At 68.6% G+C, this 16,901-nt stretch carries 15 protein-coding genes and 1 tRNA gene; 5 read left to right on the top strand and 11 right to left on the bottom strand.

Translation table 11 applies throughout. From position 1 onward, the window contains the following. Positions 1-84: 84 nt before the first annotated feature. Positions 85-1,305 (bottom strand): KaiC domain-containing protein, encoded by a 1,221-nt coding sequence (locus IEV64_RS02765; protein WP_188423080.1) that lies wholly within the window; start codon positions 1,303-1,305, stop codon positions 85-87. Positions 1,306-1,484: 179 nt separating this feature from the next. Here IEV64_RS02765 and IEV64_RS02770 point away from each other — a divergent pair, with 179 nt between their 5' ends. Next, entirely contained in the window at positions 1,485-2,306 is an 822-nt protein-coding gene (locus tag IEV64_RS02770; protein WP_188423081.1) for an NAD(+)/NADH kinase, read from the top strand. A 13-nt stretch (positions 2,307-2,319) separates the two neighbouring features. Here the strand turns inward: IEV64_RS02770 and IEV64_RS02775 are convergent, their stop codons facing one another. Both IEV64_RS02775 and carB read right to left on the bottom strand, forming a co-directional pair. Continuing rightward, on the bottom strand, positions 2,320-3,084 hold the full coding sequence (locus IEV64_RS02775) for an SDR family oxidoreductase (protein WP_007274513.1): 765 nt from the start codon (positions 3,082-3,084) through the stop codon (positions 2,320-2,322). Positions 3,085-3,215: 131 nt separating this feature from the next. Further along, on the bottom strand, positions 3,216-6,464 hold the full coding sequence (gene carB, locus IEV64_RS02780) for a carbamoyl-phosphate synthase large subunit (RefSeq protein WP_188423082.1): 3,249 nt from the start codon (positions 6,462-6,464) through the stop codon (positions 3,216-3,218). 144 nt (positions 6,465-6,608) lie between these two features. Between carB and IEV64_RS02785 the strand changes: the two genes are divergently transcribed. Beyond that, positions 6,609-7,631: a S66 family peptidase gene (locus IEV64_RS02785; RefSeq protein ID WP_188423083.1), complete on the top strand. Its 1,023-nt coding sequence runs from the start codon at positions 6,609-6,611 to the stop codon at positions 7,629-7,631. Positions 7,632-7,656: 25 nt separating this feature from the next. Here the strand turns inward: IEV64_RS02785 and IEV64_RS02790 are convergent, their stop codons facing one another. The 3 genes from IEV64_RS02790 to IEV64_RS02800 all read right to left on the bottom strand — a co-directional run bounded on the left by IEV64_RS02790 (position 7,657) and on the right by IEV64_RS02800 (position 8,985). Beyond that, positions 7,657-8,187: a DUF5815 family protein gene (locus IEV64_RS02790; RefSeq protein ID WP_004969680.1), complete on the bottom strand. Its 531-nt coding sequence runs from the start codon at positions 8,185-8,187 to the stop codon at positions 7,657-7,659. Positions 8,188-8,346: 159 nt separating this feature from the next. Further along, complete coding sequence (locus IEV64_RS02795; RefSeq protein ID WP_004969679.1) at positions 8,347-8,598, bottom strand: DUF8006 family protein; 252 nt, start codon at positions 8,596-8,598, stop codon at positions 8,347-8,349. A 165-nt stretch (positions 8,599-8,763) separates the two neighbouring features. Further along, a complete protein-coding gene (locus tag IEV64_RS02800; RefSeq protein WP_049918016.1) occupies positions 8,764-8,985 on the bottom strand; it encodes a DUF7996 family protein in 222 nt (73 codons plus the stop codon). Between the two features lie 139 nt (positions 8,986-9,124). Here IEV64_RS02800 and IEV64_RS02805 point away from each other — a divergent pair, with 139 nt between their 5' ends. Further along, the gene (locus tag IEV64_RS02805; protein ID WP_188423084.1) at positions 9,125-10,348 is read left to right on the top strand and encodes a GNAT family N-acetyltransferase; all 1,224 of its coding nucleotides are present in this window, start codon (positions 9,125-9,127) and stop codon (positions 10,346-10,348) included. 69 nt (positions 10,349-10,417) lie between these two features. Beyond that, positions 10,418-11,440: a sodium:calcium antiporter gene (locus IEV64_RS02810; RefSeq protein ID WP_188423085.1), complete on the top strand. Its 1,023-nt coding sequence runs from the start codon at positions 10,418-10,420 to the stop codon at positions 11,438-11,440. Between the two features lie 40 nt (positions 11,441-11,480). On the opposite strand, the gene IEV64_RS02815 is transcribed toward IEV64_RS02810, so the two are convergent. The 5 genes from IEV64_RS02815 to IEV64_RS02830 form a co-directional block, all read right to left on the bottom strand. Then, a complete protein-coding gene (locus tag IEV64_RS02815) occupies positions 11,481-13,163 on the bottom strand; it encodes a DUF3604 domain-containing protein (protein WP_188423086.1) in 1,683 nt (560 codons plus the stop codon). A gap of 185 nt (positions 13,164-13,348) precedes the next feature. Continuing rightward, positions 13,349-13,477 (bottom strand): hypothetical protein, encoded by a 129-nt coding sequence (locus IEV64_RS19930; protein WP_004042243.1) that lies wholly within the window; start codon positions 13,475-13,477, stop codon positions 13,349-13,351. 181 nt (positions 13,478-13,658) lie between these two features. Next, positions 13,659-13,847, bottom strand: a complete 189-nt coding sequence (locus IEV64_RS02820; RefSeq protein ID WP_042661863.1) for a hypothetical protein — start codon at positions 13,845-13,847, stop codon at positions 13,659-13,661. 327 nt (positions 13,848-14,174) lie between these two features. Further along, positions 14,175-14,248, bottom strand: a tRNA-Ile gene (locus IEV64_RS02825). A 180-nt stretch (positions 14,249-14,428) separates the two neighbouring features. Continuing rightward, on the bottom strand, positions 14,429-15,010 hold the full coding sequence (locus tag IEV64_RS02830; protein ID WP_007274504.1) for an FxsA family protein: 582 nt from the start codon (positions 15,008-15,010) through the stop codon (positions 14,429-14,431). A gap of 171 nt (positions 15,011-15,181) precedes the next feature. Between IEV64_RS02830 and IEV64_RS02835 the strand changes: the two genes are divergently transcribed. Further along, the gene (locus IEV64_RS02835; RefSeq protein ID WP_188423087.1) at positions 15,182-16,840 is read left to right on the top strand and encodes a DUF255 domain-containing protein; all 1,659 of its coding nucleotides are present in this window, start codon (positions 15,182-15,184) and stop codon (positions 16,838-16,840) included. Positions 16,841-16,901: the final 61 nt, after the last annotated feature.

Genomic DNA, 16,901 nt, shown 5'->3' on the forward strand with positions numbered 1-16,901 from the left:
TACTTCCAACGACGCTTTTTTCTTCGCCGCGGAGGCGCGTGTCCGAGGCTGACGCCGCCGGAACGTAGAACGCAGAACGCGGGGTCAGAAGATGTTCGCCTGCTGGTAGACGCTGAGGCCCTCGTTCGTGAGTTCGTAGGGCTTGGTCTCCCGGGAGTGGTTCGCGTCGCGTATCTTCTGAATCTCGATTGCGAGCCGGGTCTCCCGGAAGTCGTCGCCGCGGACGTACTGGAGGACGAACACGGCGTCCGAGAGGTACTCGACGATGCCGTGTCGGGAGACGTAGGGGGTCGACTGGTCCGCCTCGGAGGTGAGCATCGTCGTCACGCCGGCGTCTTTCAGCGACCGCGTGAAGTTGAACACCTCGCTTCGGCGCTTCGAGGGGTGGTCGTACATCATCTCCAGAAGCGAGACGGAGTCGAGGACGAGCCGGTCGGCACCGAACTCCTCGACCAGCCGCGGGAGGTCGTTGCGGATGCTCGACAGGCTGTTAGCCATCTCGACGGGGTCGAGGTCCACGACGGCCAACCGGCCGTCGGCCTCGTGTTTCGAGAACTCCCACCCCTTCTCGTCGGCCGTGTCGAGGATGCGCTCGCGGCTCTCTTCGAGCGTGATGTAGACGCCGCTCCCGCCGTCATCGAGCGCCTTCCGGAGGAACTGCAGGCCGAACGTCGTCTTGCCGGTCCCGGCGCTCCCGATGGCCACCATGAGCGACCGCTCGGGGACGCCGCCGAGAATCATGTCGTCGAGCCCCTCGATGCCGATGTCGATGCGGTCGATGTCGGAGTCGAACTCCTCGTCGTCGAACGTCGGCGGGTCCGACCCCTCCGGGCCGGGGGCGAACCCGAAGTCGTCGCCGGGCGACTCGCCGCCGAACCCGCCGCCCGCGTCGGGCGTCGGCGCGTTCTCGAACGCACTGGCGAAGTCGGTCGAAAACGGGTCGTCGTCTGTCGGGTCGTCGTCTGTCGGGTCGTCGTCGCCCGCACCCCCGCCGAACGGGTCGTCGTCGAACGACAGCGGTTCGCCCTCGTCTTCGGCCGTGTCTGTCGCTTCGGGCCCTCCGCGTTCGGTCTCGGAGTCGGGTCCCACCAACACCGACGCGTCCGGCGAGTCCGAGTCCGTGTTCGTGTTCGAGTCCGGGTCGGTGTCCGTGTCCGAGTCCGCGGCCCCACCGTGACCCGCCGACCCATCGGTCTCGCTGTCGTCGCTCTGCTCGCGTTCGTCCGGGTCCGCGTCGTCTGCGTCGGTCTCGCTGTCGTCGCGGTCGCGGAGCGCCCGCTCGAACCAGTCGTCGTCGTCACTCACGGGAGCCACCACCGAACGACAGCGCGGCCGGCGTCCGTGCCTGCCATCACCTCATGGTGGGCAGGCGTCGTGATGAACGTTTCCCGTGCGCGCCGGGTGAAGCGCGCGAGGCATCGAGACGAACCGAGACCGGGCGACGTGACGGTGGGCTTTTGCCCGGGGACGCCAAACCGCGGGGCATGAAGGTCGGCATCGTCGCACAGAAGGGCAACAGCCGGGCCGCGTATCTCGCCGCGGACGCGAGCGAGGCGCTCGCCGAGGTCGACGCCGAGGCGGTCGTCGACGCGGCGACCGCCGAGGAGTTGGGCGTCGAGGGCGTCCCCGTCGAGTCGTTCGACTCCTGTGACCTCGTGGTGAGCATCGGCGGCGACGGGACGTTTCTCTACGCCGCCCGCGGTGCCGACGGCGTCCCCATTCTCGGCGTGAACCTCGGCGAGGTCGGCTTCCTGAACGCCGTCTCGCCCGACGACGCCATCGACGAGGTGTTGGCCGAGGTGGCCGCGTTCCGCGAGGGGGGCCAGTCGGTTCGAGAGGTGCCCCGCATCGTCGCCACGGGCGACGACTGGGAGATGGACCCGTCGATGAACGAGGTCGTCGTCCACGGCCCGCGACGGGGTCACGGCGGCGGTGCGAGCTTGGAAGTCCGCGTGAACGGCTCGCTGTACTCCGGGAGCCACGCCGACGGCGTGCTCGTCACGACGCCCGCGGGGAGTTCCGCCTACAACCTCAGCGAGGGCGGCCCGCTCGTCCACCCCGGCGTCGAGGGGCTCGTCGTCACCGAGATGGCGGCCGACGAGGGGATGCCGCCGCTCGTCGTCCCGCTGGACGCCGCCGTGACAGTCACCGTCACCGACGCGGCGTCGGCGGTCGTCGTCGGCGACGGCCGGACCCGTCGGACGGTGTCGCCACCGACGGAGATTCGCATCGAGCGGTCCGACTCGCCGGTTCGGCTCGCCGGGCCGACCTCCGACTTCTTCGAGGCGCTCGGCAAACTCGACTGAACGCCACCGCTAACTACTCCGCGAGTTCTCGCTCTCGTTCTTGGTCGCCCTCGCCGCCCGCGGCCTCGGCCCGAGGGAGCGGCGTCCAGTCGATATCGACCACGTTGTCCGCCCGGTCGCGGAGTCCGGTACGGGAGACGACCTCGAACGTCCGGTTTTCCGTCTCGCGGGTGAAAAGGGAGTGCGCGAGGACGTTCGCCACGTCGGCGCGGGGGATGCTCCCGCGGACGGAGTCGCCGCCCTCGCCGACGACCACGTCGGCGGTCGCGGGGGCGTCGGTGAGCGCGCCGGGCCTGACAATCGTGTGGTCGAGCGGCGCGTCCCGGAGTCGGGTTTCGCTTCGTTCCTTCGCCGAGAGGACGCCCGACGCGGTGAGAATCGCGCGGAGCGACAGCGGGAGTCCGCCCTTCGAGTCGCCGACGCCGATAGAGGACATGAGGACGAACCGCTGTGCGCCGGAGGCGGTCGCGGCGTCCACGAGGTTCACGACGCCCGCGCCGTCGACGAGGTCGCCGCGGATGGTTTCCAGTCCGGCGGAGACGCCGACCGCGGAGACGACGGCGTCGGCGTCGAGGACCGCCCGGCGGGCGTCGTCGGGGTCGAGGAGGTCGCCGACGACGACCTCGTCCGCGCCGCGCGCTCTGAGGTCGGGTTCGGCGTCGGCGTCGCGGGTCAGCGCCCTGACGACGAGGGGCGTCTCGGCCAGCGCGTCGAGGACGTGTCGGCCCGTCCGACCCGTCGCACCGGCGAGGAGGACGCGACCGCGATTGCGTGCCATACCCGCGCATGGGGGCGCGGCTCAATAACCTTCGGGAACGCGTCAAAAGTCCGGGTCGGCGGCGGTCACCGGCCGGGAGAACGGAGAATCGGGTCGGCGGCGAGTCGAATGTCGCGCGCCGTTCTGGCTCCTTACTGGCCCCAGTTGGCGACGACGCGCGGGCGCTCGCCGACCGGGAGGACGTCGATGTCCTCGTCGGCCGCGCCGCGCGCTTCGAGGGCCGCCTTCGCGGAGGCGTACGTCGAGAAGTAGCTGACCTCCTCTTCGACGCAGTCGATGAGCGTGTCGCGGTCGCGGGAGACGACGAAGTCGAAGTCGCCCTCGCGGAGCATCGTGAGGAAGTCGTCGACGTCCTCGGGCGTGAGCACCTCGTAGTACTCGCCGAAGGCGTCGAGAAGTTCCTGTCCGGCCTCGCTGTCGGCGTCGGGGAACTCGGGGTCAGCGAGGTCGACGTAGACGGTGCCGCCGGCCGGAATCGGGTCGTTCGCGGCCGACTGGGCCTTCTCGTAGGCCTTGCCGAACGTGGTCGCGGTGCCCATGACCTCGCCCGTGGACTTCATCTCCGGGCCGAGACGCGGGTCCGAACCCGGCAGGCGGTCGAACGGGAGGACGACCTCCTTGACCGACACCTGCTCGGGAATCTGCTCGCTCACGCCGAGGTCGGCAATCGAGTTGCCGGCCATGACCTTCGCCGCGAGCTTGGCGATTGGGACGCCCGTCGCCTTCGAGACGAACGGGACGGTCCGGGACGACCGCGGGTTGGCTTCGAGGACGTACACGTCGTTCGAGCCGCCCTCGTTTTTCTTGACCGCGAGTTGGACGTTCATCAGGCCGACCGTGTCGAGGGCGCTGGCGATGTCCTCCGTGACTTCGCGGACGCGGGCCATCGTCTCGTCGTCGAGCGAGCGCGGCGGAATCATACACGCGGAGTCGCCGGAGTGGACGCCCGCGGCCTCGACGTGTTCCATCACGCCGCCGATGAGGACGTCTTCGCCGTCGGAGACGGCGTCCACGTCGAGTTCGACGCCGTCGGCGAGGAACTCGTCGATGAGGATGGGCTTGTCGGGGGAGACGCGGACGGCCTCCTCGATGTACTCCTTGAGGTCCTCGTCGGAGTGGACGATTTCCATCGCGCGGCCGCCGAGGACGTACGACGGGCGGACCAACACGGGGTAGCCGAGGTCGTTGGCGAGGTCGAGCGCCTCTTTCTCGCTCGTCGCGGAGCCGCCTTCGGGCTGGAGGATGCCGAGGTCGTCCATCAGGCGGTTGAAGCGGTCGCGGTCCTCGGCGAGGTCCATCGCGTCGATGGTCGTGCCGAGAATCTCGCAGTCGACACCGCGGCGGTCGAGTTCGGATTCGAGCGGGTGGCCGATGTTGACCGAGGTCTGCCCGCCGAACTGGAGCATGACGCCGTCGGCGTCGATGGCCTCGATGACGTCGGCGACCTCTTCTGCCGTGATTGGCTCGAAAAAGAGGCCGTCGGAGGTGTCGTAGTCGGTCGACACCGTCTCGGGGTTGTTGTTGACGACGTGCGCGTCGATGCCCATGTCGCGGAGCGCCTGCACCGCGTGGACCGAACAGTAGTCGAACTCGACGCCCTGCCCGATGCGGATGGGGCCGCCGCCGACGACGACGACGCTCTCCATGTCGCGGTCGACGCGGAGTTCGTTACCCGCCGAGTCGCCCTCGAAGGGGCCGCGGAAGAACTCGGGCTTGCGCGCGGAGTAGTAGTACGGCGTCTGCGCGGCGAACTCGCCGGCGCAGGTGTCGACCTGTTTGTAGGTGCGGCCGGGGACGTTCTGTTCGACCTCGCCGACGCTCGTGCCGGTCGCCGCGGCGATGCTGGCGTTGGTGTGGCCGGCGGAGGCGGCGGCGGCGAAGTCGCCCTCGGAGGCGGCCTCGACCGCCTCGACGACGCGGCCGAAGCGCTCGACGTACCACTCGTGGATGTCGGTCAGTTCGACCACGTCCTCCGTGGTGTAGCCGCGCTCGAACGCCTCGAAGATGGCGTACGGACGGTCGGGCGTCGGCGTTTCGAGGTAGTCGGCTTCGAGCTCCTCGTCGGACACCTCGTCCCAGTCGGCGGCGGGGTCGTACTCGGACGACCGAAGCGCCTTCAGAAGCGACTCCTCGAAAGTGCGCCCGATGGACATCGCCTCGCCGGTGGACTTCATGGCCGTCGAGAGCTCGAAGTCAACGTCGGTGAACTTGTCCTTGGGCCACCGCGGCACCTTCGTGACCACGTAGTCGATTGCGGGCTCGAAGGCGGCGGTGGTCTCGCCGGTGATTTCGTTGGTAATCTCGTGGAGGCGCTTGCCGAGGGCGACCTTCGCCGTGACGCGGGCGATGGGGTAGCCGGTCGCCTTCGAGGCGAGCGCCGACGACCGCGAGACGCGCGGGTTCACTTCGACGACGCGGTACTCGCCGCCGGGGGTGCCGTCGTCGTGCCACGCGAACTGGATGTTACAGCCGCCCTGAATGCCGAGTTCGCGGATGACTCCGAGCGCGGCGTCGCGCATCTCCTGGTGGCCCTCGTCGGGGATGACCTGCGAGGGCGTGACGACGGTGGACTCGCCGGTGTGAATCCCCATCGGGTCGATGTTCTCCATGTTGCAGATGATGATACACGAGTCGTCGGCGTCGCGCATCACCTCGTATTCGAGTTCGACCCAGCCGGAGATGGACTCCGTGATGAGGACTTCGCTGTTGCGCGAGAGGCGCAGGCCCTTGCGGACGCGGGAGACGAGTTCGTCCATCTCGTGGACGACGCCCGACCCGGAGCCGCCGAGCGTGTACGTCGTCCGCGAGATTACCGGCAGGCCGCCGACGGCGTCGACGGAGTCTTCGACGCGCTCTTCGAGGGCTTCTTCGGTGATGTTCTCGACCGCCTCGCCTTCCTCCAGCGAGATGGTCGTCGACTTCGGGACGGGCTGGCCGATTTTCTCCATGCGCTGGCGGAACAGGTCGCGGTCCTCCGTCGCGTAGATGGTGTCTAGCGGCGTGCCCATGATGTCCACGTCGAACTCCTCTAAGACGCCCTCCTCCGCGAGTTCGGCCGTGACGTTGAGGCCGGTCTGCCCGCCAAGTCCGGCGATGACGCCGTCGGGGCGCTCGCGCTCGATAATCTCGGAGATGGCCTCGGTCGTGATGGGCTCGATGTAGACCTTGTCGGCCATCTCGGGGTCGGTCATGATGGTCGCGGGGTTCGAGTTGACGAGGACAACTCGCGCGCCTTCCTCTCGGAGCGCGCGGCAGGCCTGCGCGCCGGAGTAGTCGAATTCCGCCGCCTGTCCGATCTGGATCGGGCCGCTTCCGATGAGCAGAATCGTCCGGTCCTCTGTGGTTTCCTGAGACCCGGTCGAAGTGTCCTCGTCAGTCATCGTCGGAATCCAATCCGCACATCGTAATAAGTCCGGCGAAAAATTACGAGGTCCGAAACTCGATTGCGAATTTCGAAAAGCTCGCCGAACGACCGTGTCGCGGCCGGGGAAGGCTTTTGAGGGGTATCTGAGTAGCGGCTACGCATGCCCGCGGTATTCACCACACCGCCGCCGCTCGACGCCGGGAGCCGGGTGGCGGTCGTCGCGCCGTCGCGGCCCATCGACGAATCGCATTTGGACCGTGCGTGCGCGCGACTCCGCGACGTGTTCTCGCTCGACCCGGTCGTCTTCGAGTCGGCCCGGCGCGACTGGGAGTGGCTCCGGGACAACCCGGCGGCGCGGGCGGCGGACGTGATGGAGGCCTTCGAGGACCCGTCGATACGCGGCGTCATCGCGGTCACCGGCGGCGACGACCAACTGCGGGTGCTCCCGCATCTCGACCCGACCAGACTGACCGCGTCGCCGACGCGGTTCTTCGGCTTCAGCGACAACGACAACCTCCGGCTGTTCCTCTGGAACCACGGCGTCGTGAGCTACGGCGCGACGCTCCACCCGACGCTCACCGTGGACCCGGAGTTGTACCCGTACGTCGAGCGCTACCTCCGGCGGGCGTTCTTCGAGCGCTCCATCGGCGTCGTCGAACCCGCGCCCGAGTGGACCGACGACTGGTTCGACTTCGACACCGAAGCACCGCGGGAGTGGCGCGACAATCCGGGTCGGACGTGGCGGGGCGACGAGCGCGTGACCGGGCGACTCTGGGGCGGCAACTTCAGCGTCGTGAAGTGGCACCTCCAGACGGGGCGTTACCTCCCCGACCCCGACGACCTCGAGGGCGCGGTGCTCGCGCTCGAAACCTCGGAGGACGTGCCGCTCCCGCGCGAGGTCCGCTACACCCTGCGGGCGATGGGCGAACGCGGGCTGTTAGAACGCTTCGACGGCCTCCTGATGGGTCGGCCGCGGACGTACTCGCCCGGGCTAGAGTGGGAGCCGCCGGCCGACTACGGCGCACAGCTTCGCGCGGAGGTGCTGTCGGTCCTCGACGCGTACAACCCCGACGCGACGGCGGTGTTCGACGTGGAGTTCGGCCACGCCGACCCGGCGGTGCCGCTCCCGCTCGGCGCGAAGGCGACGCTGGACCCGGCGGTCGGCCGGCTTCGAATCGACTGAAAAGCGGGGCGTTCCCGCCCGGGCGCTACATGTACGGTTCGGGGTCGAGGTCGCGCTGGGCGCGGTACTGGTCGACGAACTCGCTCACGTCGAACTGGAGCATCTTCGACTCGAACTCCGAGACGACGTCGTCGTCGTCGGCGTGGCTGACGGCGTGTTCCATGAGTTCCACGACGAGTTCGACGATGATCTCGTGGAGCCTTCGAGAATCGAAATCGGTCACCCAGACGATGCCCGCGCCGAGTTCGCCGTCCTCCGAGACGTCCTCGGAGACGACGGCCTCGGGGAACTCCTCCAAGACGATACCCATGAGGTGGGCCGTCCCGAACTCGGGCATGTCGTCGCTCGTGGTCTCGATGGTCTCCTGCAGGATTTCGACGAGGAACTCCGGGAGGAAGCGGTCGGGCGGGTGGACGTCCATGACGACGGCGTGGCTGTCGCCGCACGGACAGTCGAACTCCCGTTTGCCCAAGTCGAGTTCCCGGACGCGCTTCGTCTCGCCGCAGGGGAGGTCCAAGACGGCCCCGCGGCCGCCGGGAACGCTCGGTTCAGACATACCCGTGGGTTGCGGTTCTCGCCGTTTAAACGTCGCGTTCTTCGGAATCGGCGCGCGCAGAACGAGATGACACGGAAGGTCAGTCGCGGTCGGTCGGTCCGTCGTACTGTCGGCGAAAAACGGCGGCGGCTCGATGCGAAACGCGCGGCGGGCGTCCCCTCAGCGACGGCCCGAGACGTAGACGATGGGGCCGACGATGAGGAGCGTGATGCCGAGGAACATGTAGTGCGGCTTGCCCAGCGTCACCGGGGTCAGAAGGAAGATGAGCCCGAACAGCGTGGCGTTGATGCCGAGGACGTGCCGGGACTTCAGCGGTAGGGTTCCGACCGTCGACAGGATGAACACGAGCAACAGCGCCTGCCCGATGTTGTAGTCGAGCAGGAAGGTGTCTACGAGCTGAAGGGGAAGCATCTTGTTTTCTCGGTCGGTTCGAATCGACTATCAAAGTTCCGTTATTCTCGTTGGAAACCGGCGGTCGAACCCCCGGATATTGGGGCCGCCGGGGGGTCGGTGCGGTCCCGACGCGCGGCGAACACCGCTGTCGACGCGGGGTGACGGCCGGCGCGCGGCGGCGGACTACCCGGACGGGCCGGTGATGTCGAGCGGCCGAAGCCACCCGTACCAGACGATAAAGACCATCCCCGCGTAGCCGAGCGTGAACACGAGCATCCCGAGGCCGTTGTAGCCGGCCTCGCCGAGCAGGCGGCGCGCCACCCCCGGGAGGACGATGCCGAGCGTCACGACCGCCGCGAGAAGGAGGTTCCCCCGCGACAGAAACGACTGCTTCGTCTCGCTCATGAGCGCCACTCGGGGCCGAGGTGACGTGAATCGCACGGTTCTGAGAGCGACCCCGAACCCCGGTCCCGACGCGCCCGAATCGCTCGACTGCGCGCCCGCGGCACCGAAAACCTATATCGTCCCCCGACGCACCGCGGGTATGCATCTCCGTCCCCTGCCCGAGGAGCACCGCGAGACGTACCGCGAGTTCCTCAACTACGCCTTCCGCCCCGAGAACGGCCCCGACTGGTCGAACGAGCGACTGCCCGACCCGGAGAACCACCGCCCGCGGGGGTTCTACGACGCCCCGCCCGACGCGGCTGTCGAGGACCCCGACGCGGCCGACCTCCGGACGGTCTGTGCCTTCTACGACTTCACGGCTCGCGTCCGCGGCGAGTGGCACCCGCTCCCCGGTATCTCGGCGGTCGCGTCACCCCCGGAGGCGCGCCGACAGGGCCACGTCGCCGCGATGCTCGACGACCTCCTCGCGGAGTTCCGCGACACCGGTCGGTACCTCTCGGCGCTCTGGCCGTTCGAGTACGCCTTCTACCGCCGGTTCGGCTGGGCGACCGCGAACAACTACGCGAAGACGACGGTGCCGCCCGACGAACTCGGGGCGGTCGCCGCCGACCCGGCCGGGGAGTTCGTCCGACTCGACGCCGACGACTGGGAACGGGTCAAAGACGTGTACGCGGCCGCGGCGACCGAGGACCTCGCAGTAGACCGAAGCGAGGGCTGGATTCGCCACCGGCTGTTCCGCGGGTGGGAAGACGACCCGTTCGTCTACGGCTGGGAGCGAGACGGCGACCTCCGCGGCTACGTCGTCTATGCCGTGACCGGCGACCGGGAGTCGCGGACGCTGTCCGTGAGCGAACTCGTTGCCGTCGACGCCGAGGCCCGCGCTCAGCTGTTTCGGTTCCTGCGGGACCACGACTCACAGGTCGACGAGGTCGTCCTCTCGTCGGAACGCGAATCGACCCGGCTCATCGACGACCTGACCGACCCGCGGGCGGCGACGGTCGAACTCAAGCCCGGCCCGATGGTCCGCATCGTGGACGTGCCGGCGGCCCTCGAAGCCGTCACGTTCCCCGCCGACGCCGCCTGTGACCTCGTCCTCGCGGTCGAAGACGGCCGATGCGACTGGAACAACGGCCCGTTCAGCCTCGTCGTCACCGACGGCACGGCGAGCGTCGAATCGGTCGGCCGCGACGCCGACCCCGACGCGACCGTCGAAATCGGGGCGCTCTCGCAACTCCTCGTCGGCGCGCGGGCCGTCGAGGCGCTCGCCCGCACCGACCGACTCTCGGTCGCTGATGCGGAGGCGGCCGACGCCCTCGCCTCGGTGTTCACAGAGCGGGACCGCTACCTGCGCGAGGGGTTCTGAGCGAGCGGAGCGTCGAGCCCGCCACCCGACCGGGTCGGGTTTTTTCTCACCGGCCGCCGAAGTCCGGGCGTGGCATCAGTTCCGATTCTCGTCGGATTCACAGTCGCCGGCGCGATTCTCGCGTGGAAGGGCGGCGACATGCTCGTGCAGGCCTCGGACCGTTTGGGCGCGTACTACGGGCTTCCCGCCATCGTGCAGGGGGCCATCATCGCCGCCGTCGGGTCGAGTTTCCCCGAGCTATCGAGCATCGTCATCGCCACGCTCCGGTACCAGTCGTTCGACATCGGCGTCGGCGCGGTCGTCGGCTCCGCCGTCTACAACATCCTCATCATCCCGGCGGTGTCGGCGCTCGTCGGTGAGGGCCAGCGGCTCGCGTCGAACCGCGACCTCGTCTACAAGGAAGCGCAGTTCTACCTGCTTTCCATCGCCGTCCTCGTGCTCACCTTCTCGCTCGCGGTCATCTACAGCCCCGTCGCCGACACCGCGGGCCTCGACGGGTTCGTCACGCGCTCGCTGGCGCTCATCCCGCTCGGGCTGTACGGGCTGTATCTGTTCATGCAGTACCACGACACGCTGGAGCACCGCGCGGGACTCACCGCCGTCGTCAACGACGTGAGCCCGGCCCGCGAGTGGCTCGCGCTCGTCGGGTCGCTCGCGGTCATCCTCGTCGGGGCCGAACTGCTCGTCCGCGCGGCGGTCGGCCTCGGCGACGCCTTCGGCACGTCGCCGTTCCTCTGGGGGCTGACGGTCGTCGCCGCCGGTACGAGCCTGCCGGACACGTTCGTCAGCGTCGCGGCCGCACGGCAGGGCAACGCGCCGATGAGCCTCGCCAACGTCTTCGGGAGCAACGTCTTCGCGCTCCTCGTCGCCCTCCCGGTCGGCATCCTCGTCGCCGGTGGCGCGGTCATCAACTTCGAGGAGGTCGTGCCGATGATGAGTTTCCTCACGGGCGCGTCGGTCGTCTTCTTCGCCGTCCTCCGGACCGAGATGGCACTGACGCGCGGCGAGTCGTACGTCCTTCTCGGGACCTACGCGCTGTTCGTCGCGTGGCTGGTCGCAGAAAGCCTCGGCGTGACGAGCGTCCTCGGCTGAGAGGCCGACCGGTCGCGAGCGCGACCGCCGCGACGTCGGCTCAGTCCGGCGGTTCGACCCAGACCGGCCCCGCCCACGCGGTCCCGGGGAACTCGCAGTCACGCGGGACCTGCGTGACCCGGAGATAGTACGCGTCGGCCGCCGAGCGCCGGTCGTCGTCCCAGACCGTTCCCTCGACCGGGTCGTCGTCGGTCCACGAGACGGTCGCCGTGTACGCCGAAAGCGGCGCGTCGGGGTCCGAGGTAATCGCGTGCGACCGCCACGTCTCGCCGTTTTTGACGACCTCGACGCGTTCGAGCGGGGCGGTCCCCGCGACCTCAACTTCGACCTTGCGGGGCTCGTCGCGGGCATCGAGGCGGAGTGAACTGTCGTTCTCGCCGGGTTCGACGCCGCCGACTGAGAGGGACGCGAGGATGCGGTGCGGCTGGGTCGTCCCGTAGACGCGGCGACTTCGGAGGCTCTCGAACACCGCCTCGCGGGTGAGTTCGGGCGCGCGGAACGCCGAGAGACCGCCCGGGTAGCTCCGCTCGTTCCAGACGCGCCAGATGCTCGACCAGCCGACGCCGTCGTCGACCCACTCGCGGAGCGAGGGAAGGTGCGGGTCGGCGTGGATGAGCGAGTGGCCGGGGTGCGGGCCGTGGTAGTCCGCGCCCGCGACGAGACCGACTCGGTGGCCCATCGAGAGCGCGTCGCGGACGAAGTGACCCGGCTCGTCGGCCTCGCCGCGGCCCATCGCCAGCGGGAACGGGTTCCCCTCGTCGCCCGGGAGTTCGCCGGACCCCCACTGCGAGTACACCTCGACGAGCGGCGCGAGTTCGTCGTCGTACTCGACGGCCGAGAAATCGAACGGATACATGCGCTCGGTCGGGTGGTGCGGAATCGTCACGACCCGCGAGTCGCGGGTCGACTCGAACTCGCGGAGTCGGCTCCAGAGCTTCTCGTAGGTGTCGGTCGTCCCGCCGCGGGAGTCCAGAAGGACGGCGTCGTCGGCGTCCTCGAAGTAGACGTTGACGTGGCCGCCGCAGTTGGGCTGTTTCGTCCACTCGTAGCCGACGAGCGTCACGAACTCGCCGGGGTCGTTGAACCGCTCGGCGACGCGGCGCGAGCGGTCGAAGTACCACCCGTGCATGAGGGCGCGCTGGAGCGACGGCGGGATGAAAAACCCCATCGTGTCGTGGTCGGTGTAGGCGACTACGTCGAGGTCCATCGCGTCACGGCCGAACCGATAGCCCTTCCGCAGGCTCCCCGTCCCGTCCGAGAGCCGCGAGTGCAGGTGGATGTCGCCCCAGTAGACGCGCTCGTCGGGGGGGTCGGCGGAGACGGAAACGGGGTTCGAGACGTACCGCTCATCGAAGCCGGGCCGCGAGAAGGTCAGGTAGTGGACGCCGGGCGTCTCGAAGGAGACGGCGTCGGCGAGTCTGACGTACCCCTCGTCGTCGCCGGCGAGGGAGACGCGGTCGGGATACGTCGCGTTATCGTCGGTCGCAGACACCCGCAGGTCGCCGTCGTACGCGCCGTGAAGCCGCTCGTACTCGTCCCACACCTGCACCGTGAGGCCGAGAGATTCACCGACGGCGACGGTCGACGGGAGGACCGCGTGGACGCGGTCGAGCGAGCCGGTTCGACTGCGCAACAGGTCGCGGACTGACGGCCGCCGCTCGGCGAACACGCGCATCGTCTCCGCGAACTTCCCGAGGGTTCCGGGGGGTTCGGCGTCGAACACGTAAGGGAGTACGAACGCGTCGCTAAAGAAGGACGAGGCCGACGGGAGTCGGATATCGAAGCCACTCTCGGGAGCAGTCGCTCAGAAAACGGAAAACGGACTCGCCGCGGAAAGGGCAGTCGCGGCGAGCGAGGTTGATGACGACTGCACGCGCAGTCGGGGGGTCGGGGGCGGTCCGAATCCTGTTAGTCGCCGGGCGTGTTACCGCGCTGGTACCGGCCGACCATCTTCCACATCGCCGCGTCGAGGTCCTCGCCGTCGGCGGCGGACTCAATCTGGCGGTACAGGTGTTCGGAGACGTCGATGGTTGGCATCACCAACACGTATGGCGTGTACGGATTTAATACTACTGGGATACAGAACTGAGTAAATTTATCCGAGGCCGCGGGACCTCGAATCGAGAAATCGGAGGACAGCGCCGCCGCTCTGGCTCGTGAGACGGTTGTCTCCGAGAGAAACTCGGATTGGAAGACGTGACAGAAATCGGAATGTTCGCTACTGCCGCGCCTGCCGGAGCGACGCGCCGTCGAAGCGCTTCAACGCGAGTTCGCCCGCTTCGAGCGGGTCGACGGGCGTGTCGTGTTCGTCGTCCATGTGTTCCATCACGAGAACGCCGACGCTCTCGCGGGAGTCGGCCGTGGAGGTGTGGCCGCACCCGTACAGACAGGTGAGTTCGTATTCCATGTTATTTGGTACCACAATCTATCGCGTGATATAGCTTTCTCTGTATTCGCTCGTTCGACCAGTCATGTGCCGGTAAATGCAGACGATTCTGTGCAAATAGGGCCGGAATTGAGCTGAATAAGCAGGTATTTGGGTCAGACATTAGTGATTCTCTGTGCCGAGACAGTCGCCGCTCGGTCGGCGGAGTCGAGGCTTCGTCGCTGATTCGTCCCGACGGCACGAACGACAGACCGAACGTTCTCTCGGTCAGTGGTATCCGCAGAAGTTGGGTGGCCGGGGAGTTTGAGCCCCTGACACGCGTCGGCAACGAATCGTTATCGACGCGAGTGGGCCAACGCGGATTTGAACCGCGGGCCTCCCGGTTATCAGCCGAGCGCTCAACCTGACTGAGCTATTGGCCCAGGTAAGCGCATTCACTCGTTGTGCGCTGTTGATTTTAAGACTTTCTTTTCGGAGGCGCGTTGGTGCGTGTTAGTGAATGTCGTCGCTGTCGGTCGATTGCGGGGCTCGAAACGCGGGCCAATCGCGTGGCTACGCGGATGAAACACCGGAACAGCCGACGCGAGAGCGGAGAAGACGCGTTACGTGGAGTCGTTGCGGTCACCGTCGAAGCGGTAGGAGTCGGGGTCGGCGTCGTAGACGCCGTCGCCACCGCTACTCCCGCTACTGCCGCTCCCGCCGGAACCGCTCCCGCCGCTCGGGCCGGGCGAGCCGCCGGGGCCGCCGGGACCGAAGTCGCCCTGTGGGAAGCCGGTCGTCCAGACGTTGCCGGTGACGAAGCCGTCGGCGCGCTTGTCGAGATACGGCTTGACGACGAAGCGCTTGAGCACCTCGCGGATGGGGTACCGAGTCACGGGGATGGCGAGCAGGAAGCCGATGGTGTCGGTGACGAGCCCCGGCGTGAGGAGGAACGCGCCCGCGGCGATGAGCAGGCCGCCGTCCATGACCTCGTTCGTTGGGAGGTCGCCCCCGGCGAACTTCGACTGGAGGCTTCTGAGGGTGTGTCGCCCCTCGGCGCGGACGATGAGCATCCCGACGAGCCCGGTCAGGACGACGAGCGCGACGGTCGGCACGAGGTTGATGTACTGCGCGACGACCACGAGTAGCAACGCGTCGGAGAGGGGGATGAGGAGCAAGAGCGCCATCAGCGTGCGCGTTCGCATGGGCGACACTACCGGGTCGCGGCCCATAGCCCTTTTGTCCCGCCCGCGGCGCGTCGGTCTCCCGAATCCGGCCGCGACGGTCGTCGAGGAGCTCGCGCGACCCGCCGACGGCGACCGGTCGTGCCACGAGGGCTCGAAGCGCTTACCCGCGTCCACCGCGGATGGGTGGACATGACCGACGAGACGCGCGTCGAATGGCGAGAGTGGGGCCCCGACGCGTTCGCCGAGGCGCGAGCGGCGGACAAGCCGATTCTGCTTTCGCTGTCGGCGACGTGGTGCGAGGACTGTCACGAGATGGACGCCGAGACGTACGCCGAGCCGCGCATCGCGGCCAATCTCAACGACGGCTTCGTCCCGATTCGGGTGAACGTGGACCGCCAGCCGCGCATCCGCGAGCGGTACAACATGGGCGGCTTCCCCTCGACCGTCTTCCTCGCGCCCGACGGCCACCCCATCACGGGCGCGACGTTCATCGGCCCCGACGGCATGCGGAAGGTCATCGACCGCGTGCGCGAGGTCTGGGAGAAGAAGGGCGCAGAGGCCGGGCGGCTCCCGCGGGCGCTCAGGGGCGACCTCCCGCCCGCGGGCGAGGTTTCGCCGCAAATCGAATCGCACCTCGCCGGCCAGTTGGAAGTCGCCTTCGACGAGGCCCACGGCGGGTGGGGCGACGCCGCGAAGTTCCCGCTCCCGCGGACCGTCGAGTTCGCGCTGAAGCGCGACCGAAGCCGGGCGCTCCGGTCGCTCGACGCGATTCGCGACGGCCTGTACGACCCCGTCGAGGGCGGCTTCTTCCGCTACGCCGACGACGCCGCGTGGTCGAAGCCGAACCGCGAGAAGACGCTCGAATCGAACGCCGCGCTCCTGCGGGCGTTCGCAAACGGCTACCGCTACACCGGCGAGGACGCCTACCTCGACCCGGCGGCGGGGACCGCCGACTTCCTCGTGGACTCGCTGTGGACCGGAACCGGCTTCGCCGGGAGCATGGGTCCCGCCGCGGGGACCGACTACTACCTCCTCGGAGAGGAGGGCCGCGACAACGCCCCCGGCCCGCGGACCGACCTCACGGTGTACGCCGGCGGCAACGCCCTCGCCGCGGACGCACTGTTGGTGCTGGCGGGGCTCACCGACGACGAGCGGGCCCGCGAGTTCGGCTCTCGCGCGCTCGCGCGAGTCGCCGAGGACCTCGTCGACGACGGCGTCGTGACCCACTTCCGGTCCGGCGGCGACGCGGGTGAGGACCTCCTGCTCGAAGACCAAGCGCGCGTGGTCGCCGCGGCCTGTCGCGCCCGGCAGGTGCTCGGCGACGAGTCGGTGGCGGGCGAACCGGTCCTCGAACTCGCCGCCGCGGTCGCCGACGCCGCCATCGACGAACTGTTCGACGAGGGCTCGTTCCTCGACGGCCCCGCGAGCGGCGAGGCGCTCCTGTCGTCGCCGCTCCGCCCGCTGGACGGGAACGTGGAGATGGCGAACGCGCTTCTCGACCTCGCGGCGCTCACGGACGACGAGCGCTACCGCGAGGTGGCACGGGAGACCATCGCCGCGTTCGCGGGCGCGTGGGACCGCATCGGCGTGCAGGTCGCCGCCTACGGGACCGCGGCGGCGCGACTGCTCCGCGACCCGCTTCTCGTCGAACTCAACGACGGGGTCGGCTCCGACCTCCACAGGGCGGCGCTCCGCGTCGCGGACCACGAGGCGCTCGTCGTCCCCGAGACCGACGCCGCCGACCTCGCCGCCGGGACCGCGCGCGTCAGCGCCGGCGAGACGGCGGTGGAGGCAACCACTCCCGAGGAGTTGATGCAGGCGGTGTCTTCAGTCACGCCCGACGCCTGACTCCACCCCCTGACCGCGACCGGCGGCAACCGAACTCGGGTGTAAACATCCGGTTTGTTTA

This window comes from Haloferax sulfurifontis, assembly GCF_014635105.1.
GTDB classification, from domain to species: Archaea; Halobacteriota; Halobacteria; order Halobacteriales; family Haloferacaceae; genus Haloferax; species Haloferax denitrificans.

Bases quoted from the DNA above. Each gene is read 5' to 3' on its own strand.
- IEV64_RS02770 (WP_188423081.1), top strand. From the start codon at position 1,485: ATGAAGGTCGGCATCGTCGCACAGAAGGGCAACAGCCGGGCCGCGTAT.
- IEV64_RS02775 (WP_007274513.1), bottom strand. From the start codon at position 3,084: ATGGCACGCAATCGCGGTCGCGTCCTCCTCGCCGGTGCGACGGGTCGG.
- carB (WP_188423082.1), bottom strand. From the start codon at position 6,464: ATGACTGACGAGGACACTTCGACCGGGTCTCAGGAAACCACAGAGGAC.
- IEV64_RS02785 (WP_188423083.1), top strand. From the start codon at position 6,609: ATGCCCGCGGTATTCACCACACCGCCGCCGCTCGACGCCGGGAGCCGG.
- IEV64_RS02790 (WP_004969680.1), bottom strand. From the start codon at position 8,187: ATGTCTGAACCGAGCGTTCCCGGCGGCCGCGGGGCCGTCTTGGACCTC.
- IEV64_RS02795 (WP_004969679.1), bottom strand. From the start codon at position 8,598: ATGCTTCCCCTTCAGCTCGTAGACACCTTCCTGCTCGACTACAACATC.
- IEV64_RS02800 (WP_049918016.1), bottom strand. From the start codon at position 8,985: ATGAGCGAGACGAAGCAGTCGTTTCTGTCGCGGGGGAACCTCCTTCTC.
- IEV64_RS02805 (WP_188423084.1), top strand. From the start codon at position 9,125: ATGCATCTCCGTCCCCTGCCCGAGGAGCACCGCGAGACGTACCGCGAG.
- IEV64_RS19930 (WP_004042243.1), bottom strand. From the start codon at position 13,477: ATGCCAACCATCGACGTCTCCGAACACCTGTACCGCCAGATTGAGTCC.
- IEV64_RS02820 (WP_042661863.1), bottom strand. From the start codon at position 13,847: ATGGAATACGAACTCACCTGTCTGTACGGGTGCGGCCACACCTCCACG.
- IEV64_RS02830 (WP_007274504.1), bottom strand. From the start codon at position 15,010: ATGCGAACGCGCACGCTGATGGCGCTCTTGCTCCTCATCCCCCTCTCC.
- IEV64_RS02835 (WP_188423087.1), top strand. From the start codon at position 15,182: ATGACCGACGAGACGCGCGTCGAATGGCGAGAGTGGGGCCCCGACGCG.